Here is a 16,272-nt window from a genome sequence, read left to right on the forward strand (position 1 = left end):
GACCGCGAAAATCCATCCGTTAGCGTTATTTAAGGGTTTTTTGAAGGGGATGCCGATTGACTGACCTTGACCCGTTAAAATTCAAAGACTGGCAAATAGCCGAACAGGCCGAAAGGTCTATGAAGCGCATTGACCGGTTGGCTGACGACTGGGGCGTTCTACGGGATGAACTGTTGCCATACGGTCATTACCTGGGCAAGGTTGATTATGCGGCCGTTGACGACCGCCTGGCGGACCAGACAAACGGCAAGTATATTGACGTCACTGCTATAACGCCGACCCCGCTGGGCGAAGGCAAGAGCACCACCACCATGGGATTGGTGCAGGGCCTGGCCAAACGCCGTAAAAACGTATCCGGCGCCATTCGCCAACCATCCGGCGGACCGACGTTCAACATTAAGGGGAGCGCCGCCGGCGGCGGGCGCTCACAGTGCATTCCACTGACCCCTTTTTCGCTGGGCCTTACTGGTGATATAGATGCCGTCACTAACGCCCATAATCTTGCCATGGTGGCTCTCACAGCCCGTCTGCAGCACGAGGCTAATAATTCAAATGAATTTCTGGCTAAACGGGGCGTGCAACGCCTGAATATTGACCCGCACAACGTCCAGATGCGCTGGGCAATGGATTTTTGTGCTCAGTCACTGAGGGATATCGTTATCGGCCTGGGCGGCAAGAGCGACGGCTTGATGATGAGCAGTGGTTTTGCCATTACCGTCAGTTCAGAGATAATGGCCATACTGTCTATATTCACCAGTTTGAGCGACCTCCGGGAACGCATGGGCCGCATCGTGGTTGCTTATAACCGTCAGGGTAATCCGGTTACCACCAAAGACCTTGAAGTGGACGGCGCTATGACCGCCTGGCTGGTAAGAGCCACTAATCCCAATCTGCTGCAGACCATTGAAGGGCAGCCGGTGCTGGTACACGCCGGCCCGTTTGCCAATATCGCCGTCGGTCAATCTTCCATTGTGGCGGACCGCCTCGGTTTGAAGCTCTCAGATTATCACGTCACCGAGAGCGGTTTCGGCGCTGATATCGGCTTTGAAAAGTTCTGGAACATCAAATGCCGGATTAGCCGATTGAAGCCAGATTGCGCAGTAATCGTGGCAACGGTACGCGCGCTTAAAATGCACGGCGGCGGGCCCAAGGTGACGCCGGGGAAATCGCTTGATTCAGTTTATACCGAATCGAATCCGGAACTGGTTGAGCGAGGCCTGGTAAACCTGCTGGCTCATATAGCCACCGTCAAAAAAGCCGGAATCAATCCGGTGGTATGCATCAACCATTTTCATACCGATTCTGCCGAAGAAATCAACCTGATCAGACGTGCCGCAGAAAGCGCCGGGGCGCGGGCCGCCGTATCACGTCACTGGCTGTCTGGCGGTGATGGTGCGCTGGAATTAGCCGATGCGGTCGTCAGTGCCTGCGAAGAAACCAATAAATTTGAACTTCTTTACGAAACCAATCTGCCGCTGAAAGCCAGGATTGAGAAAATTGCCAGGGATGTCTACGGTGCCGAAGGGGTGAGCTATACTCCTGACGCGTTGGCTAAAGCCAACGCTATTGAAGCTGACGCGACTAAACATGATTTTGCGACCTGTATGGTTAAGACCCACCTGTCATTGTCGCATGATCCGGCATTGAAAGGCCGACCGGACGGCTGGACGTTACCCATCAGGGATATCCTGGTCTACAACGGCGCCGGATTTATTGTACCGGTAGCCGGCGATATCAAGCTGATGCCCGGAACTTCGTCAGACCCGGCTTTCCGCCGCATTGACGTTGATGTGGACACCGGAAAAGTTACCGGCCTGTTTTGACCCCTTTTGAAAACGATTAATGATGACCGATAAATACCGAATTCTGTTGGAGCCCGATAGTCTCAGACTGACGGCCGAGCACGGCGCCAATCTATTAGACGTTATCCGGCACGCCGGAGTCGGCATTGCCGCTGCCTGCGGCGGTGACGGAGTGTGCGGCACCTGCAAGGTTATCATAGAACAGGGTTGCACCGGAGATACCCGGTATCTGAATCTCAGCCAGGAAGAGATTGAGAACGGGGTAAGGCTGGCCTGCCGTTATGAGGTGGAGAGCGATTTGACGGTCAGAATTCCGTTGCAATCCCGCGCTCCAGCCAGCGACGGCCATTTGAGATCACTCTCAACCAGCGAGGAGATAATGGCCGCCGAAAACTGGCGGTTTGCTCCGCCGGTTTTCAAGATATTCCTCAAACTCACTCCGCCCGCGCTTGATGATAATATCAGCGATTTATCCCGACTGGAAAATGCATTGTTGAGCCAGGGCATAGTGGATTTTCGGATCGGTCTTGCCATTGTTAAACAGTTACCGGCAGTCTTGCGCGAAGGAGACTGGGCACTGACGCTGACGTTATCAAAGGAGTCAGGCGGTCTCAGAGTGACCGATATTCAACCCGGAGACACCAGGGTATCGCTTTACGGCCTGGCTTTTGATATCGGGACGACGGGAGTCAGAGGTGAACTGCTGGATCTGATTGAAGGCCGGGTGCTGGCTCAGGGCGTGGAGTATAACGGTCAGGCGGTTTACGGTAGTGACGTTATCAGCCGCATCGCTTATGCCGCCAAGACCGGCGGTTTACCGGCTCTGCAACAAGCGGTGCTTAACACTCTGAACAATATCATCCGACAATTGACTGAGCATGGCGGTGTCCCATGCCGTGACATCAGTCACGTCATGGTGGCGGCCAATACGACGATGGTGCAATTATTGCTGGGGATTGACCCTAAATATTTACGACTGGCGCCTTATGTGCCGGCAGTATCGGCCCCACCGACTATTTCGGCAGGCGAAATTGGTTTGGAAACCGGACCGGGGGTACCTGTAAATATCGTACCGGCTGTGTCCAGTTACGTTGGCGGCGATATTATTTCCGGACTGGTCGGGACCGGCATTTTCCAAAGGGGCGAAACGGTACTTTATATTGACATCGGCACAAATGGAGAAATCGTGGTGGGCAATGCCGACTGGATGGTCAGCGCCTCCTGTTCCGCCGGGCCGGCCTTTGAGGGGGGCGGTATCAAACACGGCATGTTAGCCACCAGCGGTGCCGTTGAAGGATTCAATATAGATAATGCGGTTGATGAACCGGTTATTAATACCATCGGTCAGGCCAGACCCCGTGGGATTTGCGGCGCCGGGCTTATCAGCACGGTGGCGGCCTTATTTAAGGCCGGGGTCATTGACCCTAAAGGCAAGTTTCAGGCCGGAGTCACCGAACGGGTACGCATAGGAACCGACGGCAGCGAGTACGTTTTGGCTGCGGCAAACACGACCGAAACCGGACAGGACATCGTGCTTACCGAAATTGATCTGGATAATCTTATTCGCGGCAAGGCGGCAATGTACGCCGGGTACCAGACTCTACTGTCCAGCGTCGGATTGTCATTCAACGAACTGGACAAGGTTGTCGTGGCCGGCACCTTCGGCAGTCATATTGACGTGGAATGTGCGATAGCTATCGGCCTGTTGCCGGATATTGATCGGGATAAATTTATATTTGCCGGCAACGGCTCGCTGCTGGGGGCCAGGCTCAGCAGTTATTCTACGGAATTGATTGAGGCCGGACGTATTACCGCCAAACTGGTAACCAACATTGAGTTATCTGACAGCGCGTCTTTCATGGATAATTATATGGCGGCGATGTTTTTGCCCCACACTGATATTTCCCTTTTTCCCACCGTCATCAGCCAGCCCAACCATTTTGCCGGGGGCAGCGGCGGATGACGGTATCCATCGCCATGGCCGGCAAGGGCGGCACCGGGAAAACGTCACTGGCCGGACTGATTATCCGCTATCTGTTAAAACACAATCTGACACCGGTGCTGGCAGTGGATGCAGATCCGGCGGCTAATCTGGGTTTGGGAATCGGTCTTAATGCTGAATTAACCGTCGGCTCAGTGCTGGCAGGTTTTAATGAAAATAAAATCTCTATTCCTTCAGGGGTAGTTAAGGAATCTTTTCTTAATATTAAGCTGAACGAAACCATTGTGGAAAGCCGCGGCATTGATCTGATTACCATGGGCCGGGGTGAGGGAGCGGGATGCTACTGTTTTCCCAATAATGTGCTCAAGAACTTCATTGATCAGTTGACGTCCAATTACCGCTACCTGTTGATGGACAATGAGGCCGGTTTGGAACACCTTTCCCGTGGCACCACAGGGCAGGTGGACCACCTGATTCTGGTATCCAACCATTCTATTAAAGGGATACGCACTTTAAACAGCATTTTAAATTTGGTGACTGAAATGGGACTGGACATCAAGCAGAAATGGGTGGTAATAAATCAGGCTCCGGCAGTAATTGACCCGCTGGTCTACAGTGAACTTGACCGTTTGGGCATTACCGTTGATGCCGTAATACCCCAGGATTCCCAAATCATGGAATACGATTGGCATCAAAAATCATTGCTGGACCTGCCGGACGAAGCGGCCGCCGCAGCGTCCATGAATGAGTTGATGGCTAAAATAATAACGCCGGATCAAGAGAGGTAATAATGACGGCCAGAATAATCAGCGGTACCGAAACCGCCCGCCAGATACGAGAAGAACTGATTAAGGAAGTGGCGAACTTAAAAGCCAATCATAACATTGTGCCTGGTCTGGCGACTGTTATTGTCGGAGATGACCCGGCCTCGCAGACTTATGTCGGCGCTAAGATCAAAGCCTGTCAGGCCCTGGGAATATATTCCGCCAATTATCCGCTGCCAGCCGGCACCTCAGAGGAAGAATTATTAAAACTTATCGCCGACCTGAATACCGACCCCGCAATCAACGGCATTCTGGTACAGGTACCCCTGCCCGACCATATTGATGAAAACCGCATACTACTGGCGATCAGCCCCGATAAGGATGTGGACGGGTTTCATCCGGTCAGCGTGGGGAGGATGGTAATCGGTCAACCGGGTTTTCTGCCTTGCACCCCTCATGGGATTCAGGAGCTGCTGATTCGCGGCGGCGTGGAAACCAGCGGCGCGGAGGTTGTTATCGTCGGTCGCTCAAATATCGTCGGTAAACCTGTAGCCAATATTTTATTACAAAAGGCACCGGGCGCTAACGCCACTGTCACTGTTTGCCATAGCGCTACGCGGGACATCGCGGCTCATACCCGCCGGGCAGACATTCTGATTGCGGCAATCGGCAAGCCCAAATTCATCACCGCCGACATGGTAAAACCCGGAGCTGCCGTCATTGACGTAGGTACCAATGAAATCGGACGGACGCCGGAAGGAAAGAGAATCTTGTCCGGTGACGTAGATTTTGATAATGTTAAGGAAGTAGCCGGCGTCATCACTCCGGTTCCCGGCGGCGTCGGTCCAATGACCATTGTCATGCTGATGGCTAATACGGTTCGAGCCGCCAAACTGGCACACGAATTGATATAAAACCCGACGAGTCTTCGGCATCCTGCACCCGGCGACAATTACTGGAGGAAGAAATGACCATTGAGATTCCTGAGATTAAATACAACGGAGCCATTCGCTCAATTCAACTGGGCGATAATGACGCCGCCGTTACAATCGGAGGGGAAACCGGATATCCGTTTTATACCTTTGAAGGCCAAATGCCCAACATGCCTCAGATTGCCATGGAGGTCTATGACGAAGCACCGGTTGACTGGCCGGAGGCAGCTTTACATCCTTTCGCCGACGTATTGAATGACCCGGTGGCCTGGGCAAAAAAGTGCGTCTCGGAATACGGTGCGGAAATGATCTGCCTGCAGCTTCAAAGCACCGATCCCAATGGTTCCAACCGCAGTGCGGAAGAAACCGTTGAACTGGTAAAAAATATCTGCCGGGAGATAGACGTCCCAATCATCATCTGGGGCACGGCAAATCTGGAGAAAGATACCGAGGTGTTGCGGGCGGTCGCTGAAAACATAACCGACCGCCGCTTGGCGCTGGGCCCGGTTGAAGAAGGCAATTACAAGAAAATCGGGGCGACAGCGATGGCCTCCAATCATGTGGTTATTGCCTCCAGTCCGATTGATATTAACCTGGCCAAGCAGCTTAACATCCTGATGTCTAATCTGGGAGTTAAGGAAACTGATACGGTAATGGATCCGACGGTCAGTGCCATCGGCTACGGTATTGAATATGCCTATTCAGTCATGGAGCGTATCCGGATGGCGGCCTTAACCCAGCAAGACGAAAAACTGCAATTTCCGCTGATCTGCAACATCGCCCGGGAGACCTGGAAGGCCAGGGAATCCAAGGTAACCGAAGCTGAAGAGCCGGGGATGGGCGACGCCGCAAAAAGGGGTATCGCTCTGGAAGCCATGAGCGCTTCCTTGCTGTTAATGGCCGGCGCGGATGTACTTATAATGCGTCACCCTGAAGCCGTAGCGGCGGCCAGGGAATTAATCATTGACCTTGTCTAAGTGCATTCCTGTTGACCTCGTGTGGGAATCAGACGGTCTGAAAGCGAGTGAATTAAAATGTCCAGAATAATTGCCGCCGGCGCCATCAGGGGCGCATACCGGTTTGTAGAAGAAGCCGAAACTGCCTGGCAACGGATCAACAGTAGTTGCAACGGTTCCGAGTTAATCGGCTTCCCTAACACCGCCTATTATTTGCCGGTAATCTACGGTGTCATGGGACACAAAGTGGAACAACTGAATGATATGGTTGCGGTGCTGCAGCGCTGCCGTAAGCTTTTGCCGCCGCTTTTAGCTGATGACATGGAACTAAACTCGTTGCAGCCGGTATTGGATGCCGGAATTGCCGCCCTTTTTGCTGCAGAGATTACTGAGGCTATTGACTATTATGAAAACCCCCAAAGCTACACCGGAACCGAAACACCAGCGGGCGACAATTTATGGCTGGGCGCAGCAGATGACGTGATTCTCCGCAAACGCGGCGTGGAGTTTGTGGACGGCAGCGTTCCCGGGTTTGCCGCCATATTGGGGGCCGCACCGGATAAGGCTACAGCCACTGAAATTACTGCGGAACTGCAGCAGCGTAATCTCTATGTTTTCTTGAGTGCCGGCGATAAGAATCAGAATTTTGCACAGCAACTGGAGTCTACCGGGCACCAACTCGGTTGGCCGACCCGGCTGGTGCCTTTCGGACCAGGTGCCGCGGCAACCGTATTTACCTTTGGTTTTGCGACCCGGGTGGCCTTGTCCTTCGGTAATGTAAAACCGGGAAACGCTAAGGACTTATTTGCTTACACTCAGGAGCGGGTGCCGGCTTTTGTGATGGCGCTTGGTGAAGTAACCGACAAATGGTATGCCCTGGCAGCCGGTGCCCTGAATTTCGGCTTCCCGGTTATCACCGACAGCAAAATACCGGGACTATCGGCAGGCGATCCTCCGACTGAACTGGTGGTCAGCAATGTACCGCACGATAAAATCGTCAGCCGCTCGGTGGACGTTCGCGGTATTAAAACAGTGATTACCGACGTTCCGGTACCGGTGGCCTACGGTCCGGCCTTTGAAGGCGAAAGGGTCAGGGGTGAAAATATCTATTTAGAATGCGGCGGCGGTCGCACTGCTATGCTGGAATGGGTTACATCCCGACCCGGCGAGGATATCGTTGACGGTAAGGTATCGGTTATTGGCCCTGAAATAACTGATACGCCGCCGGGTAGCAAACTACCGCTGGGTATCGTTGTTGAGGTATCCGGACGACAGATGCAGGAAGATTATGAACCTATTCTGGAAAGACAAGTTCACCACCTTATTAATTACGCCCAGGGCGTGATGCATATCGGGCAGCGAGATATGGCCTGGTTAAGGGTCAGCAAGGACGCCGTAGCCAAAGGTTTCCGGTTGGAACACATCGGTTTGCTGTTGCATGCGAAACTTCATCAAGATTTCGGCCGGATATTTGAGAAGCTTCAGGTTAAACTATTCACCTGGGAGACCGATGTAGCTGAATTATTACATCAGGCCAAGGCCGCTTATGCCGCGCGGGACGCCCGGATTGAAGGTATGACCGATGAAACCACCGATATCTTTTATTCTTGTCTTTTATGTCAATCATTTGCCCCATCCCACGTTTGCGTGATCAGCCCGGAACGAACGGGACTGTGCGGTTCCTATAACTGGATGGACTGCAAGGCATCATTTGAGATAAATCCCACCGGTCCCAATCAACCGGTGACTAAGGGGGCAACCATTGATGCCCGTCTCGGTCAGTGGCAAGGTGTCAATGATTTCGTCTTTAAAGCCTCACGGGGAAATATTGACCACTACAATTTTTACAGCATTATTTCCGACCCGATGACCGCCTGCGGATGTATGGAATGTATCTCCGCAGTTGTGCCGTTGTGCAATGGGGTAATGACAGTGAACCGGGAGCATAGCGGCATGACGCCATCCGGAATGAAATTTACCACTCTGGCGGGGACTATCGGTGGAGGTGTCACTACTCCCGGTTTTGTTGGTCATTCAAAGTACAACATGACACAGCGTAAATTCCTGTCCGCAGAAGGCGGCCTGAAACGTTTGGTTTGGATGCCTAAGGCGTTGAAGGAAGAAATCGCTGACCGCTTTAATGAACGAGCCGCCGAAATCGGCATTCCCGACCTGCTGAACCGCATCGCCGACGAAACTGTAGGAGTGACCGAGGAAGATATCTTAGAATATTTAACTGAAAATAATCATCCGGCTCTAACCTTGGAGCCGCTCATTTAGGCATAAGGAGATAAATTAATGGGACTTTCTGGAATAGAAATATTTAAATTCTTACCTCGGACTAACTGTGGTAAATGCGGCGTACCCACCTGTCTGGCCTTTGCTATGAGCCTGGCGGCCGGAAAAGCGGAATTAACCGCCTGCCCGTTTGTCACCGAAGAAGCCAGAATTCGTCTGGAAGAGGCCTCGGCGCCGCCCATCAGGCCGGTTACAATTGCGACCGGCGAAAAGCCGCTTCGCATAGGCGGTGAAACCGTCATGTTCCGTCATGAAAAGCGGTTTGAGAATCCGCCCGGAATTGCAGTTATCATCAGCGATACGATGGAAGAAGCTGAAATACCCCGCCGTCTGGAGAGTTTTAATCTATTTACCTTCACACGGGTTGGGGCGACGCTGCGCCCGGAACTCACCGCTCTGAAATATGAATCCGGTAATGTGGAGACTTACGCCGCCCTGGCTGCCCGGGTAAAACAAGAGACTGATGCGGGCATCATTCTGATGTGTCAAGACGTTGCAGCCGTCAAAGCCGCTGCCATGGCTTGCAGAGACCGGAAACCCGTTTTGTGCGCCGTCACAACCGCAAATTTTGACGACCTAGCGGGAGTTGCAAAGGAATTAAATCTAACGGTCATCGCCCGCGGCAGCAGTCTGGATGAATTGGCCGAATTGACCACCAAACTTAATGGTATAGGTATCAAGGATATTATTTTAGATACCGGTACCCGTACTTTGAAGCAGGCGCTGACGGAACAGGTCGGACTCAGACGACTCGCATTATTGAAAAAACAACGAACTCTGGGTTATCCGACCATCGTCTTCCCGGCCGAAATGACTGATAAACCGCTGCAGGAAGCCTTAATCGCCTCGGTTCTTATGGCCAAATACGCCGGAATAATTGTGCTGTCAGATTTCCGGGGCGAGACGCTCTTTCCGCTGTTGGTCGCCAGATTGAACCTTTATACCGACCCGCAGCGACCGTTGGCTACTTTAGAGGGTATTTATGATATCAACGGACCGGATGAGAACTCGCCTGTAGCCATCACCTGCAATTTTTCACTGACCTATTTTATAGTTTCCGGCGAGATTGAAAATACCCGTGTGCCGGCACATCTTTTAATCAAGGATACTGAAGGGCTTTCGGTAATGACAGCCTGGGCGGCCGGGAAATTTGGAGCGGACAATATCGCCGGATTTATCAAGAAAAGCGGTATCGCAGACCGCATCAAGCACCGCAAGCTGATTATTCCGGGATATATAGCCATGGAAAGCGGCGGACTGGAAGAAGAATTACCGGATTGGGAGATATTGGTGGGCCCCAGAGAAGCGGCTCACCTGTTGTCCTATCTTAAAAATAATTGGGAATCACCTGACGTTTAATGACTATTCTTATAGCTGAAAATATCAATGTTATGTCCAAAAGTCTGGGGCAGGCGCTCAAGGAACGTCAGTCTGAACCGGTTCAGTCAATAACTGGTATTGCGGCCAGGGCCGGTATAGATTACCTTGACCTTAATATAGGGCCGGCCAAAAAGACCGGCGCGGACTTAATGTCGTGGCTGGTTTCAACGGTACAGGAAGTCACTGACCTGCCGCTCTCCCTGGATACCACCAATGCCGCCGCTATTGAGGCCGGGCTTAAAGCCAGTAAACGGCGCGCCCTGGTAAATTCCGTATCCATGCAACCAGAGCGTCTGGAACAGTTATTACCAGTGGTCAGCAAATACGGAGCCGAAATGATTGGTTTGCTGTGGGGGGCTGAGGGGATGCCGCGGGACGTGAACGAGCGTTGTTTGTTGACGGTTGACCTGGTATACCGCGCTAATGAGGCTGGTATCATCAATGAAGATATCTGGATAGACCCGATTGCAACCCCGGTCAGCGGTGAAATCAACCAGCTAAATGCCTGTGTGGAGTTTTTGACAATGCTGCCGGAAATCGCCCCCGGCTGCAAATCTGTGGTGGGACTATCCAATGTTTCCAACGGCAGCCCAGCCCGACTTCGTCCTATCCTGAATCGCACTTACTTCATCATGTTAGCGCGTTATGGGCTTCATGCCGCCATCATAGACGCTCTGGATGAAGAATTAATAGCGATTGCTCGGGGACTACGACCGGATATAGTGAACACAGTTCACCGGACAATGGACGGTGATATGGCGGATCCGGCAATAATTGGTAAACACCTGGCAGATTATGTCAAAACAGTTCGGGTACTTACCGGACAAACGTTGTACTCAGATTCATGGCTGGAGATATAAATCCTACGGCCGGTGGTCAACCTACCGGCTTTAAGCTTGCCTACGATGAATCAGCAACGCTCGCATACGATAAACTGTCAGCTGTTGATGTCGCTGAGATATGTCGCCGTTCAGGTGCCACCAGAGTCGGAGAGTCTTGCCTTTCACTGGATTATATTGGTGAAGCTTACCAGATAGATATTTCCCGTCGGGTAATCACTGGAAGATCAGTCTTGCCCGAAATTCACGACCAGTTGGTCATGCTGCACTATTTGACCGGCAATAGTCCTCCCAGCCTTCAAACGGAACCGATAACCTTCAAGGATTTGCCGGAAGGCCTCATTTATTACCCGACTTATCTTAAAAGGTGCGTGCAACCTTTGATTGAACGCTTTGGCAATAACCTGGATAATTTTATTAAAGCCGGCCAAAAGCTGAAGGCTGTAAATATTCCCCGCGGTGATGCCGGAGTCCATCTGCAAGCTCTTCCCCGAATCGGCATAAATATCGTGCTGTGGCTCGGTGATGATGAATTGCCGGCTGAAGGTACCGTATATTTTTCCAGCGACATTAAAAACTACCTACCAATTGAAGATATCGCTGTTTTGTGCCAGTCAATCAGCCTTAAAATAGTCGCGGCAGCCGCTACCAACCATTAACCAAACGCGGAACACTTCAGCTTATTTCCGGCGTTTGAATACGAAGAACAACACCACAATAATAACGATAATGATAATAAATTCAGTCGGTCCCAGACGCATATCGATTGCCTCACAAGTATTTTCTGCTGGTAATATTATATAACAAATAAGCCCCGCCGACATAAGCAAGCGAGGCTTATTTTTTCTATACAGTCTAACTATTGCTGAGAGGTTTTTACCAACTCGGCAAATGCACCGGGCTGAGTGATAGCCATATCAGCGAGAATCTTGCGGTTCAGCTCAATACCGGACTTGGAAAGACCGGCAATAAACTGACTGTAAGTCAAGCCGTTCAGACGAGCCGCAGCATTAATACGGGCGATCCACAGACGCCGAAAATCACCCTTTTTATCACGCCGATGCGCGAAGGAATAAGCCAAAGCATGAGTCAGGCTTTCTTTTGCACGGCGAAAATTGTGGTTTCTCTGACCCCGGTGTCCTTTGGTCAGTTCCAGTACTGATTTGTGTCGTTTTTTGGTGGCGACACCACCTTTAATGCGAGCCATGTTTTATCTTTCTCCTAAATTAAGGCGTTCCGTATGGTACCAGGCGGCTTAAACGTTGGACGTCCACTTTAGCCACCGGAATCATTTCGTCAAAAAGACGCCGGGTACGAGCCGACTTATTACGACGTAGATGACTTTTTGGGCCTTTAACACGCATCATTTTCCCATTGCCGGTAAATTTAAAGCGGTTCTGTGCCCCTTTATGAGTTTTTAATTTCGGCATTATCCGTTTGACCTTCCTTTGTTTTAACTTTATTGGACGGTTTAGGCACCAGCATCAAATGAATCCGTGAGCCTAAAAGAGTGGGCTGTCCCTCTACGTTGGCGATATCCGAAAGTTCATCCGCAGCGCGCTTTAATATTTTGATTCCCAGTTCTGAATGGGTAATTTCCCGGCCGCGAAACATGATGGTTACTTTAACTTTGTCGCCATCCTCAAGTTGTTTGCGAATACTGCGGACTTTGGCTTCATAATCATGAGCGCCGATCTTAGGCCGCAATCTGATTTCCTTTAACAGGGAAAGCTTCTGCCCCTTTTTGGCTTCACGTTCCTTTTTGGTTTGTTCGTACCGATATTTGCCGTAATCCATCAGGCGACAAACCGGTGGAACTGAAGTGGGAGCGACTTCAACTAAATCAACGCTGTTGCGACGGGCCAATTCTTTAGCCTGAGCTACAGTCATCACACCTAACTGCTCGCCTTTTTCACCGACTACCCGAACCTCGCGGCCCAGAATCTTGTCGTTAACCCGCAGTTCTTTAATTATGTGCTGGCTACCTCCCTGAGAATCATGATACTGAATGTAGAATATAGCATATTTACGATAGCAACTTCAAATCTACAAGGGTAAATCATTACGACGCTGCTCAATCAAGTCCTTAATTGTCGCTTTGAACTCTTTAATCGTAACCCCGAACCGTTGTTGTCCAGTGCGCAACCTGACCGCCAGAGTGCCTTTTTCAATTTCTTTATCGCCGATAACCAGAATGTAAGGTGTTTTATCCAGTTGGGCCTGTCGAATCTTCTGGTTCACCGTTTCCGAACGATCATCAACAGTAACCCGGATACCGGATTGTTTCAATTCACTACTGACCTGATTAGCGTACTCCACATGTCTGTCGGCAATAGGCAGAACCGCCACCTGGGTGGGATGAATCCAAACAGGAAAGGCTCCTGCATAATGTTCAATCAACAAACCGAAAAAGCGTTCCCAGGAACCTAGTAAAGCCCGGTGAACCATGTAAGGCCGATGCTCCTGCCCGTCCTGTCCGGTATAAACCATGTCAAAGCGTTCCGGCAGGTTAAAGTCAAACTGAATTGTGGTCATCTGCCATTCACGACCAAGCGAATCCCTGACTTTAATATCAATCTTAGGCCCGTAAAAGGCACCGCCGCCTTCATCAACACTATATGCCAGTCCTTGAGCATCCATAACCCGCCTTAAGGCATCTGATGCACGTTGCCACTGTTCCTCTGTTCCAATAGCCTTTTCCGGCCGGGTCGCCAGGAAAAGCTTTAAGTCTGTGAATCCAAAAACTTTCCACATATCAAAGGAAAAACGCAACACTTCGTTGATTTCATTGTCAATTTGTTCCGGGGTACAGATAATATGAGCATCATCCTGGGTAAAACCCCTGACACGAAGCAACCCATGTAAAACACCGCTGCGTTCATAGCGGTACACGGTGCCTAGTTCAGCCCAGCGCAGCGGCAAATCCCGGTACGATCTCATCTGGGATTTATAAAACATAATATGAAACGGACAGTTCATCGGTTTGACATAGTAATCCTGCCCGTCGATATCCATCGGGGAGTACATGATATCCCGATAATTTTGCAGGTGACCGGAAGTCTCCCAAAGATTAGACCGTCCAATATGCGGGGTATATAGCAACTCATAACCATTATCATAATGGGCACGTCGCCAGAACTCCTCAATAATTGTACGAATGCGCCCGGCTTTGGGGCCATAGATAACCAGACCTCCGCCCACTTCTTCAGGGGTTACGAAGAGATTCAATTGTTTGTTGATTTTCCGGTGATCCCGAGCTTCGGCTTCTGCTAAGCTGGTCAGATATTCATCAAGTTCTGACCGTGAAGGGAATGCCGTACCGTAAATCCGCTGCAACATCGGATTTTTTTCATCACCTCGCCAGTAAGCCCCCGCTATTGACAGCAATTTAAAAGCTTTTACTCTGGCTGTGTGGGAAACGTGAGGACCCCTGCATAAATCCACAAAATCACCGTTGCGATATACCGTAATCTCTTCGTTATCGGGTAAATCATTTATCAGTTCCAGTTTATACGGCTGGCCTGAAAAAAGATTAACTGCATCATGACGACTGAGCGTTTGGCATAAAAATGGTTGGTTCTTTTTGGTGATCTCCACCATTTTGGATTCAATTAACTCCAAATCCTCCGGCACCAGCGGACGGGGCAATTCAAAATCATAATAGAAACCGGAATCAATGGCCGGACCTATTCCAAGCCGGGCTCCGGGAAATAACTCGGCAACAGCCTGGGCCATGATATGGGCTGCTGAATGTCTGATGATTTCCAATTTAGAAACTTCGTTTTCGCTTGTCACAATTACAACCTCATGGAATAGCTGAGCCCCTCATATTTGCGATGAGAGGCTCAGCGCGTTTAACGCATTATAACTTGCCCTAATATAGGGCGCAAGGCTACGCCAAAGCACCCAATGCCAAAGCAATCATGACGGCGGCCATCACGATACCAAGGTTAATAACGACTAATAAGGTTATCCATTGCCCGCTGGTAAGCTTTTTGACAACCGCCTTAAAAAGCGCTTCTTCAGCTTTGCTCAGGGCTTCCTGAGCCGCCAATCTGGCGGCATCGGCGACGTCCTGCGCCCGTTGCGCCGCCTGATCGGCGTGGGCTTGGGCCGCCTTGGAGATTTCAGCAGCGGCCGTCCGGGCGGATTGTCCGGCGCTTTCAGCACGTTTAATCATATCCTGCAATACGCCTAATGCGGCATGAATTGCATCGTCACCAGATTTATCAGCGGCCTTGGCTGATGTAATGGCGCTTTCTGCAGTAGTCTGGCCTTTTACAGCAACAGCCATAGCAGCCTTGCCGGCCTCTTCCACTTTACCGGCAATGGCATCAGAAGCTTTGGCGGCAGACTCAACGGCGTCAGCACCGACTCTTTCTGCATATTCAGTCTTACGGGCAACTTCTTCAGCAATATGATAAGCCTGGCTGGCGGCCAGTTTAGCTTGTCGGCCAGCTTCATCCGAGTGTCTGGCAGTTTCATTTGATGGATCGTTTCTGGCTGCTTCAGCGGCAGCAGCAGCTGTTTGGGCTGCTTTGTCAGCAATTCTAGATGCTTCGGCGGCTTTGGCGACAATTTCTTCCAGTGCCTCTTTTGCCGCCAATGCCATTTCCTGAAGCTTGAGTGCATTCTCTTCAGCTGCTTTGGAAAGCGCCATTGAAGCTTCACGAGCCGCCATGGAAACTTCTTCAGCTTTTGACGAGGCTTCTTCAGCCGCATATTTGGCAGCGCGTGCTACTTCCTCTGCCCGCCGGGCAGCTTCCTCAGCGCGTGCCAAGGCTTCATCGGCAATTCTTGAGGCTTCCTCGGCTTTATGAGAGGCTTCGCTTGATGCGTGGTCAGCATCCTCAGCTTTGTGAGCTGCATCTTCTGCCGCCAGTTTGGCCTCGGCAGCAGCGTGGGCTGCTGCCCGAGTGGCCGATTCAGCAGCGTCTTCCCCAGCCTTACGGGCTTCTTCAGCTCGTTTTTCAGCAACCAGCGAAGCTCTTGTCGCGGCCTCAGCCGAAGTTCCTGCACTTTTAGCTGCCTGTTCAGCCTTCTTGGCGGCTTCAGCCGCAGCCCTGATATTGGCATCCATTTCATCCAATATCTGAGGGAGGGGTTTCACCAGAATATTGGGTTCAGCAACCATAAGTACCTCCTTATTGGTATATCTACAAGCAGGAGTCTTCTCCGGCTCATAACCACCAATGAACGCTCTCACTTTTTCCAGCTTGAACAACGCGCTATCTTGTACGCCTACTGGAGTTACCAGAGACGGGCAGACCGGAGGGTACTTTGGTTTACTCTGATTAGTGTAGTCTACCGGAACATGGTAGTCAATAACCTTTTACCTAATAATGAAAAAATATGGCGT

14 protein-coding genes are annotated in these 16,272 nt (G+C 51.0%); 9 read left to right on the top strand and 5 right to left on the bottom strand.

What is annotated here, in order from left to right:
* Positions 1-56: 56 nt before the first annotated feature.
* The 9 genes from V8247_RS08610 to V8247_RS08650 are packed head-to-tail and all read left to right on the top strand — an operon-like array spanning position 57 to position 11,572.
* On the top strand, positions 57-1,823 hold the full coding sequence (locus V8247_RS08610; protein ID WP_338737439.1) for a formate--tetrahydrofolate ligase: 1,767 nt from the start codon (positions 57-59) through the stop codon (positions 1,821-1,823).
* Between the two features lie 22 nt (positions 1,824-1,845).
* Entirely contained in the window at positions 1,846-3,765 is a 1,920-nt protein-coding gene (locus V8247_RS08615; protein WP_338737440.1) for an ASKHA domain-containing protein, read from the top strand.
* The gene (locus V8247_RS08620; RefSeq protein ID WP_338737441.1) at positions 3,762-4,532 is read left to right on the top strand and encodes an AAA family ATPase; all 771 of its coding nucleotides are present in this window, start codon (positions 3,762-3,764) and stop codon (positions 4,530-4,532) included. Before V8247_RS08615 ends, V8247_RS08620 begins: the two co-directional genes overlap by 4 nt.
* Before the next feature lie 2 nt (positions 4,533-4,534).
* Positions 4,535-5,422, top strand: a complete 888-nt coding sequence (locus tag V8247_RS08625; protein ID WP_338737442.1) for a tetrahydrofolate dehydrogenase/cyclohydrolase catalytic domain-containing protein — start codon at positions 4,535-4,537, stop codon at positions 5,420-5,422.
* A gap of 53 nt (positions 5,423-5,475) precedes the next feature.
* On the top strand, positions 5,476-6,417 hold the full coding sequence (locus V8247_RS08630; protein ID WP_338737443.1) for an acetyl-CoA decarbonylase/synthase complex subunit delta: 942 nt from the start codon (positions 5,476-5,478) through the stop codon (positions 6,415-6,417).
* A 57-nt stretch (positions 6,418-6,474) separates the two neighbouring features.
* The gene (gene acsB / locus V8247_RS08635; protein WP_338737444.1) at positions 6,475-8,676 is read left to right on the top strand and encodes an acetyl-CoA decarbonylase/synthase complex subunit alpha/beta; all 2,202 of its coding nucleotides are present in this window, start codon (positions 6,475-6,477) and stop codon (positions 8,674-8,676) included.
* Positions 8,677-8,694: 18 nt separating this feature from the next.
* A complete protein-coding gene (gene acsC, locus V8247_RS08640) occupies positions 8,695-10,053 on the top strand; it encodes an acetyl-CoA decarbonylase/synthase complex subunit gamma (protein WP_338737445.1) in 1,359 nt (452 codons plus the stop codon).
* Entirely contained in the window at positions 10,053-10,934 is an 882-nt protein-coding gene (locus V8247_RS08645) for a dihydropteroate synthase (protein ID WP_338737446.1), read from the top strand. The genes acsC and V8247_RS08645 overlap by 1 nt, the downstream gene beginning before the upstream one ends.
* Positions 10,919-11,572 carry a DUF3786 domain-containing protein gene (locus tag V8247_RS08650; protein ID WP_338737447.1) on the top strand — a complete coding sequence of 218 codons (654 nt, stop codon included), beginning with the start codon at positions 10,919-10,921 and terminating at the stop codon, positions 11,570-11,572. The genes V8247_RS08645 and V8247_RS08650 overlap by 16 nt, the downstream gene beginning before the upstream one ends.
* A 200-nt stretch (positions 11,573-11,772) precedes the next feature.
* Here V8247_RS08650 and rplT read toward each other — a convergent pair whose 3' ends face one another.
* The 5 genes from rplT to V8247_RS08675 form a co-directional block, all read right to left on the bottom strand.
* Positions 11,773-12,120 (bottom strand): 50S ribosomal protein L20, encoded by a 348-nt coding sequence (gene rplT / locus V8247_RS08655; RefSeq protein WP_338737448.1) that lies wholly within the window; start codon positions 12,118-12,120, stop codon positions 11,773-11,775.
* Between the two features lie 19 nt (positions 12,121-12,139).
* Positions 12,140-12,343 carry a 50S ribosomal protein L35 gene (gene rpmI, locus V8247_RS08660; protein ID WP_338737449.1) on the bottom strand — a complete coding sequence of 68 codons (204 nt, stop codon included), beginning with the start codon at positions 12,341-12,343 and terminating at the stop codon, positions 12,140-12,142.
* A complete protein-coding gene (gene infC, locus V8247_RS08665) occupies positions 12,321-12,932 on the bottom strand; it encodes a translation initiation factor IF-3 (protein ID WP_338739372.1) in 612 nt (203 codons plus the stop codon). The genes rpmI and infC overlap by 23 nt, the downstream gene beginning before the upstream one ends.
* Positions 12,933-12,959: 27 nt before the next feature.
* Complete coding sequence (thrS, locus tag V8247_RS08670; RefSeq protein ID WP_338737450.1) at positions 12,960-14,708, bottom strand: threonine--tRNA ligase; 1,749 nt, start codon at positions 14,706-14,708, stop codon at positions 12,960-12,962.
* Positions 14,709-14,805: 97 nt separating this feature from the next.
* Positions 14,806-16,047, bottom strand: coding sequence for a hypothetical protein (locus V8247_RS08675; protein ID WP_338737451.1), 1,242 nt, complete (start codon positions 16,045-16,047; stop codon positions 14,806-14,808).
* Positions 16,048-16,272: the final 225 nt, after the last annotated feature.

The sequence above is a fragment of the Dehalogenimonas sp. W genome (assembly GCF_037094495.1).
In the GTDB taxonomy this organism is placed as follows: domain Bacteria; phylum Chloroflexota; class Dehalococcoidia; order Dehalococcoidales; family Dehalococcoidaceae; genus Dehalogenimonas; species Dehalogenimonas loeffleri.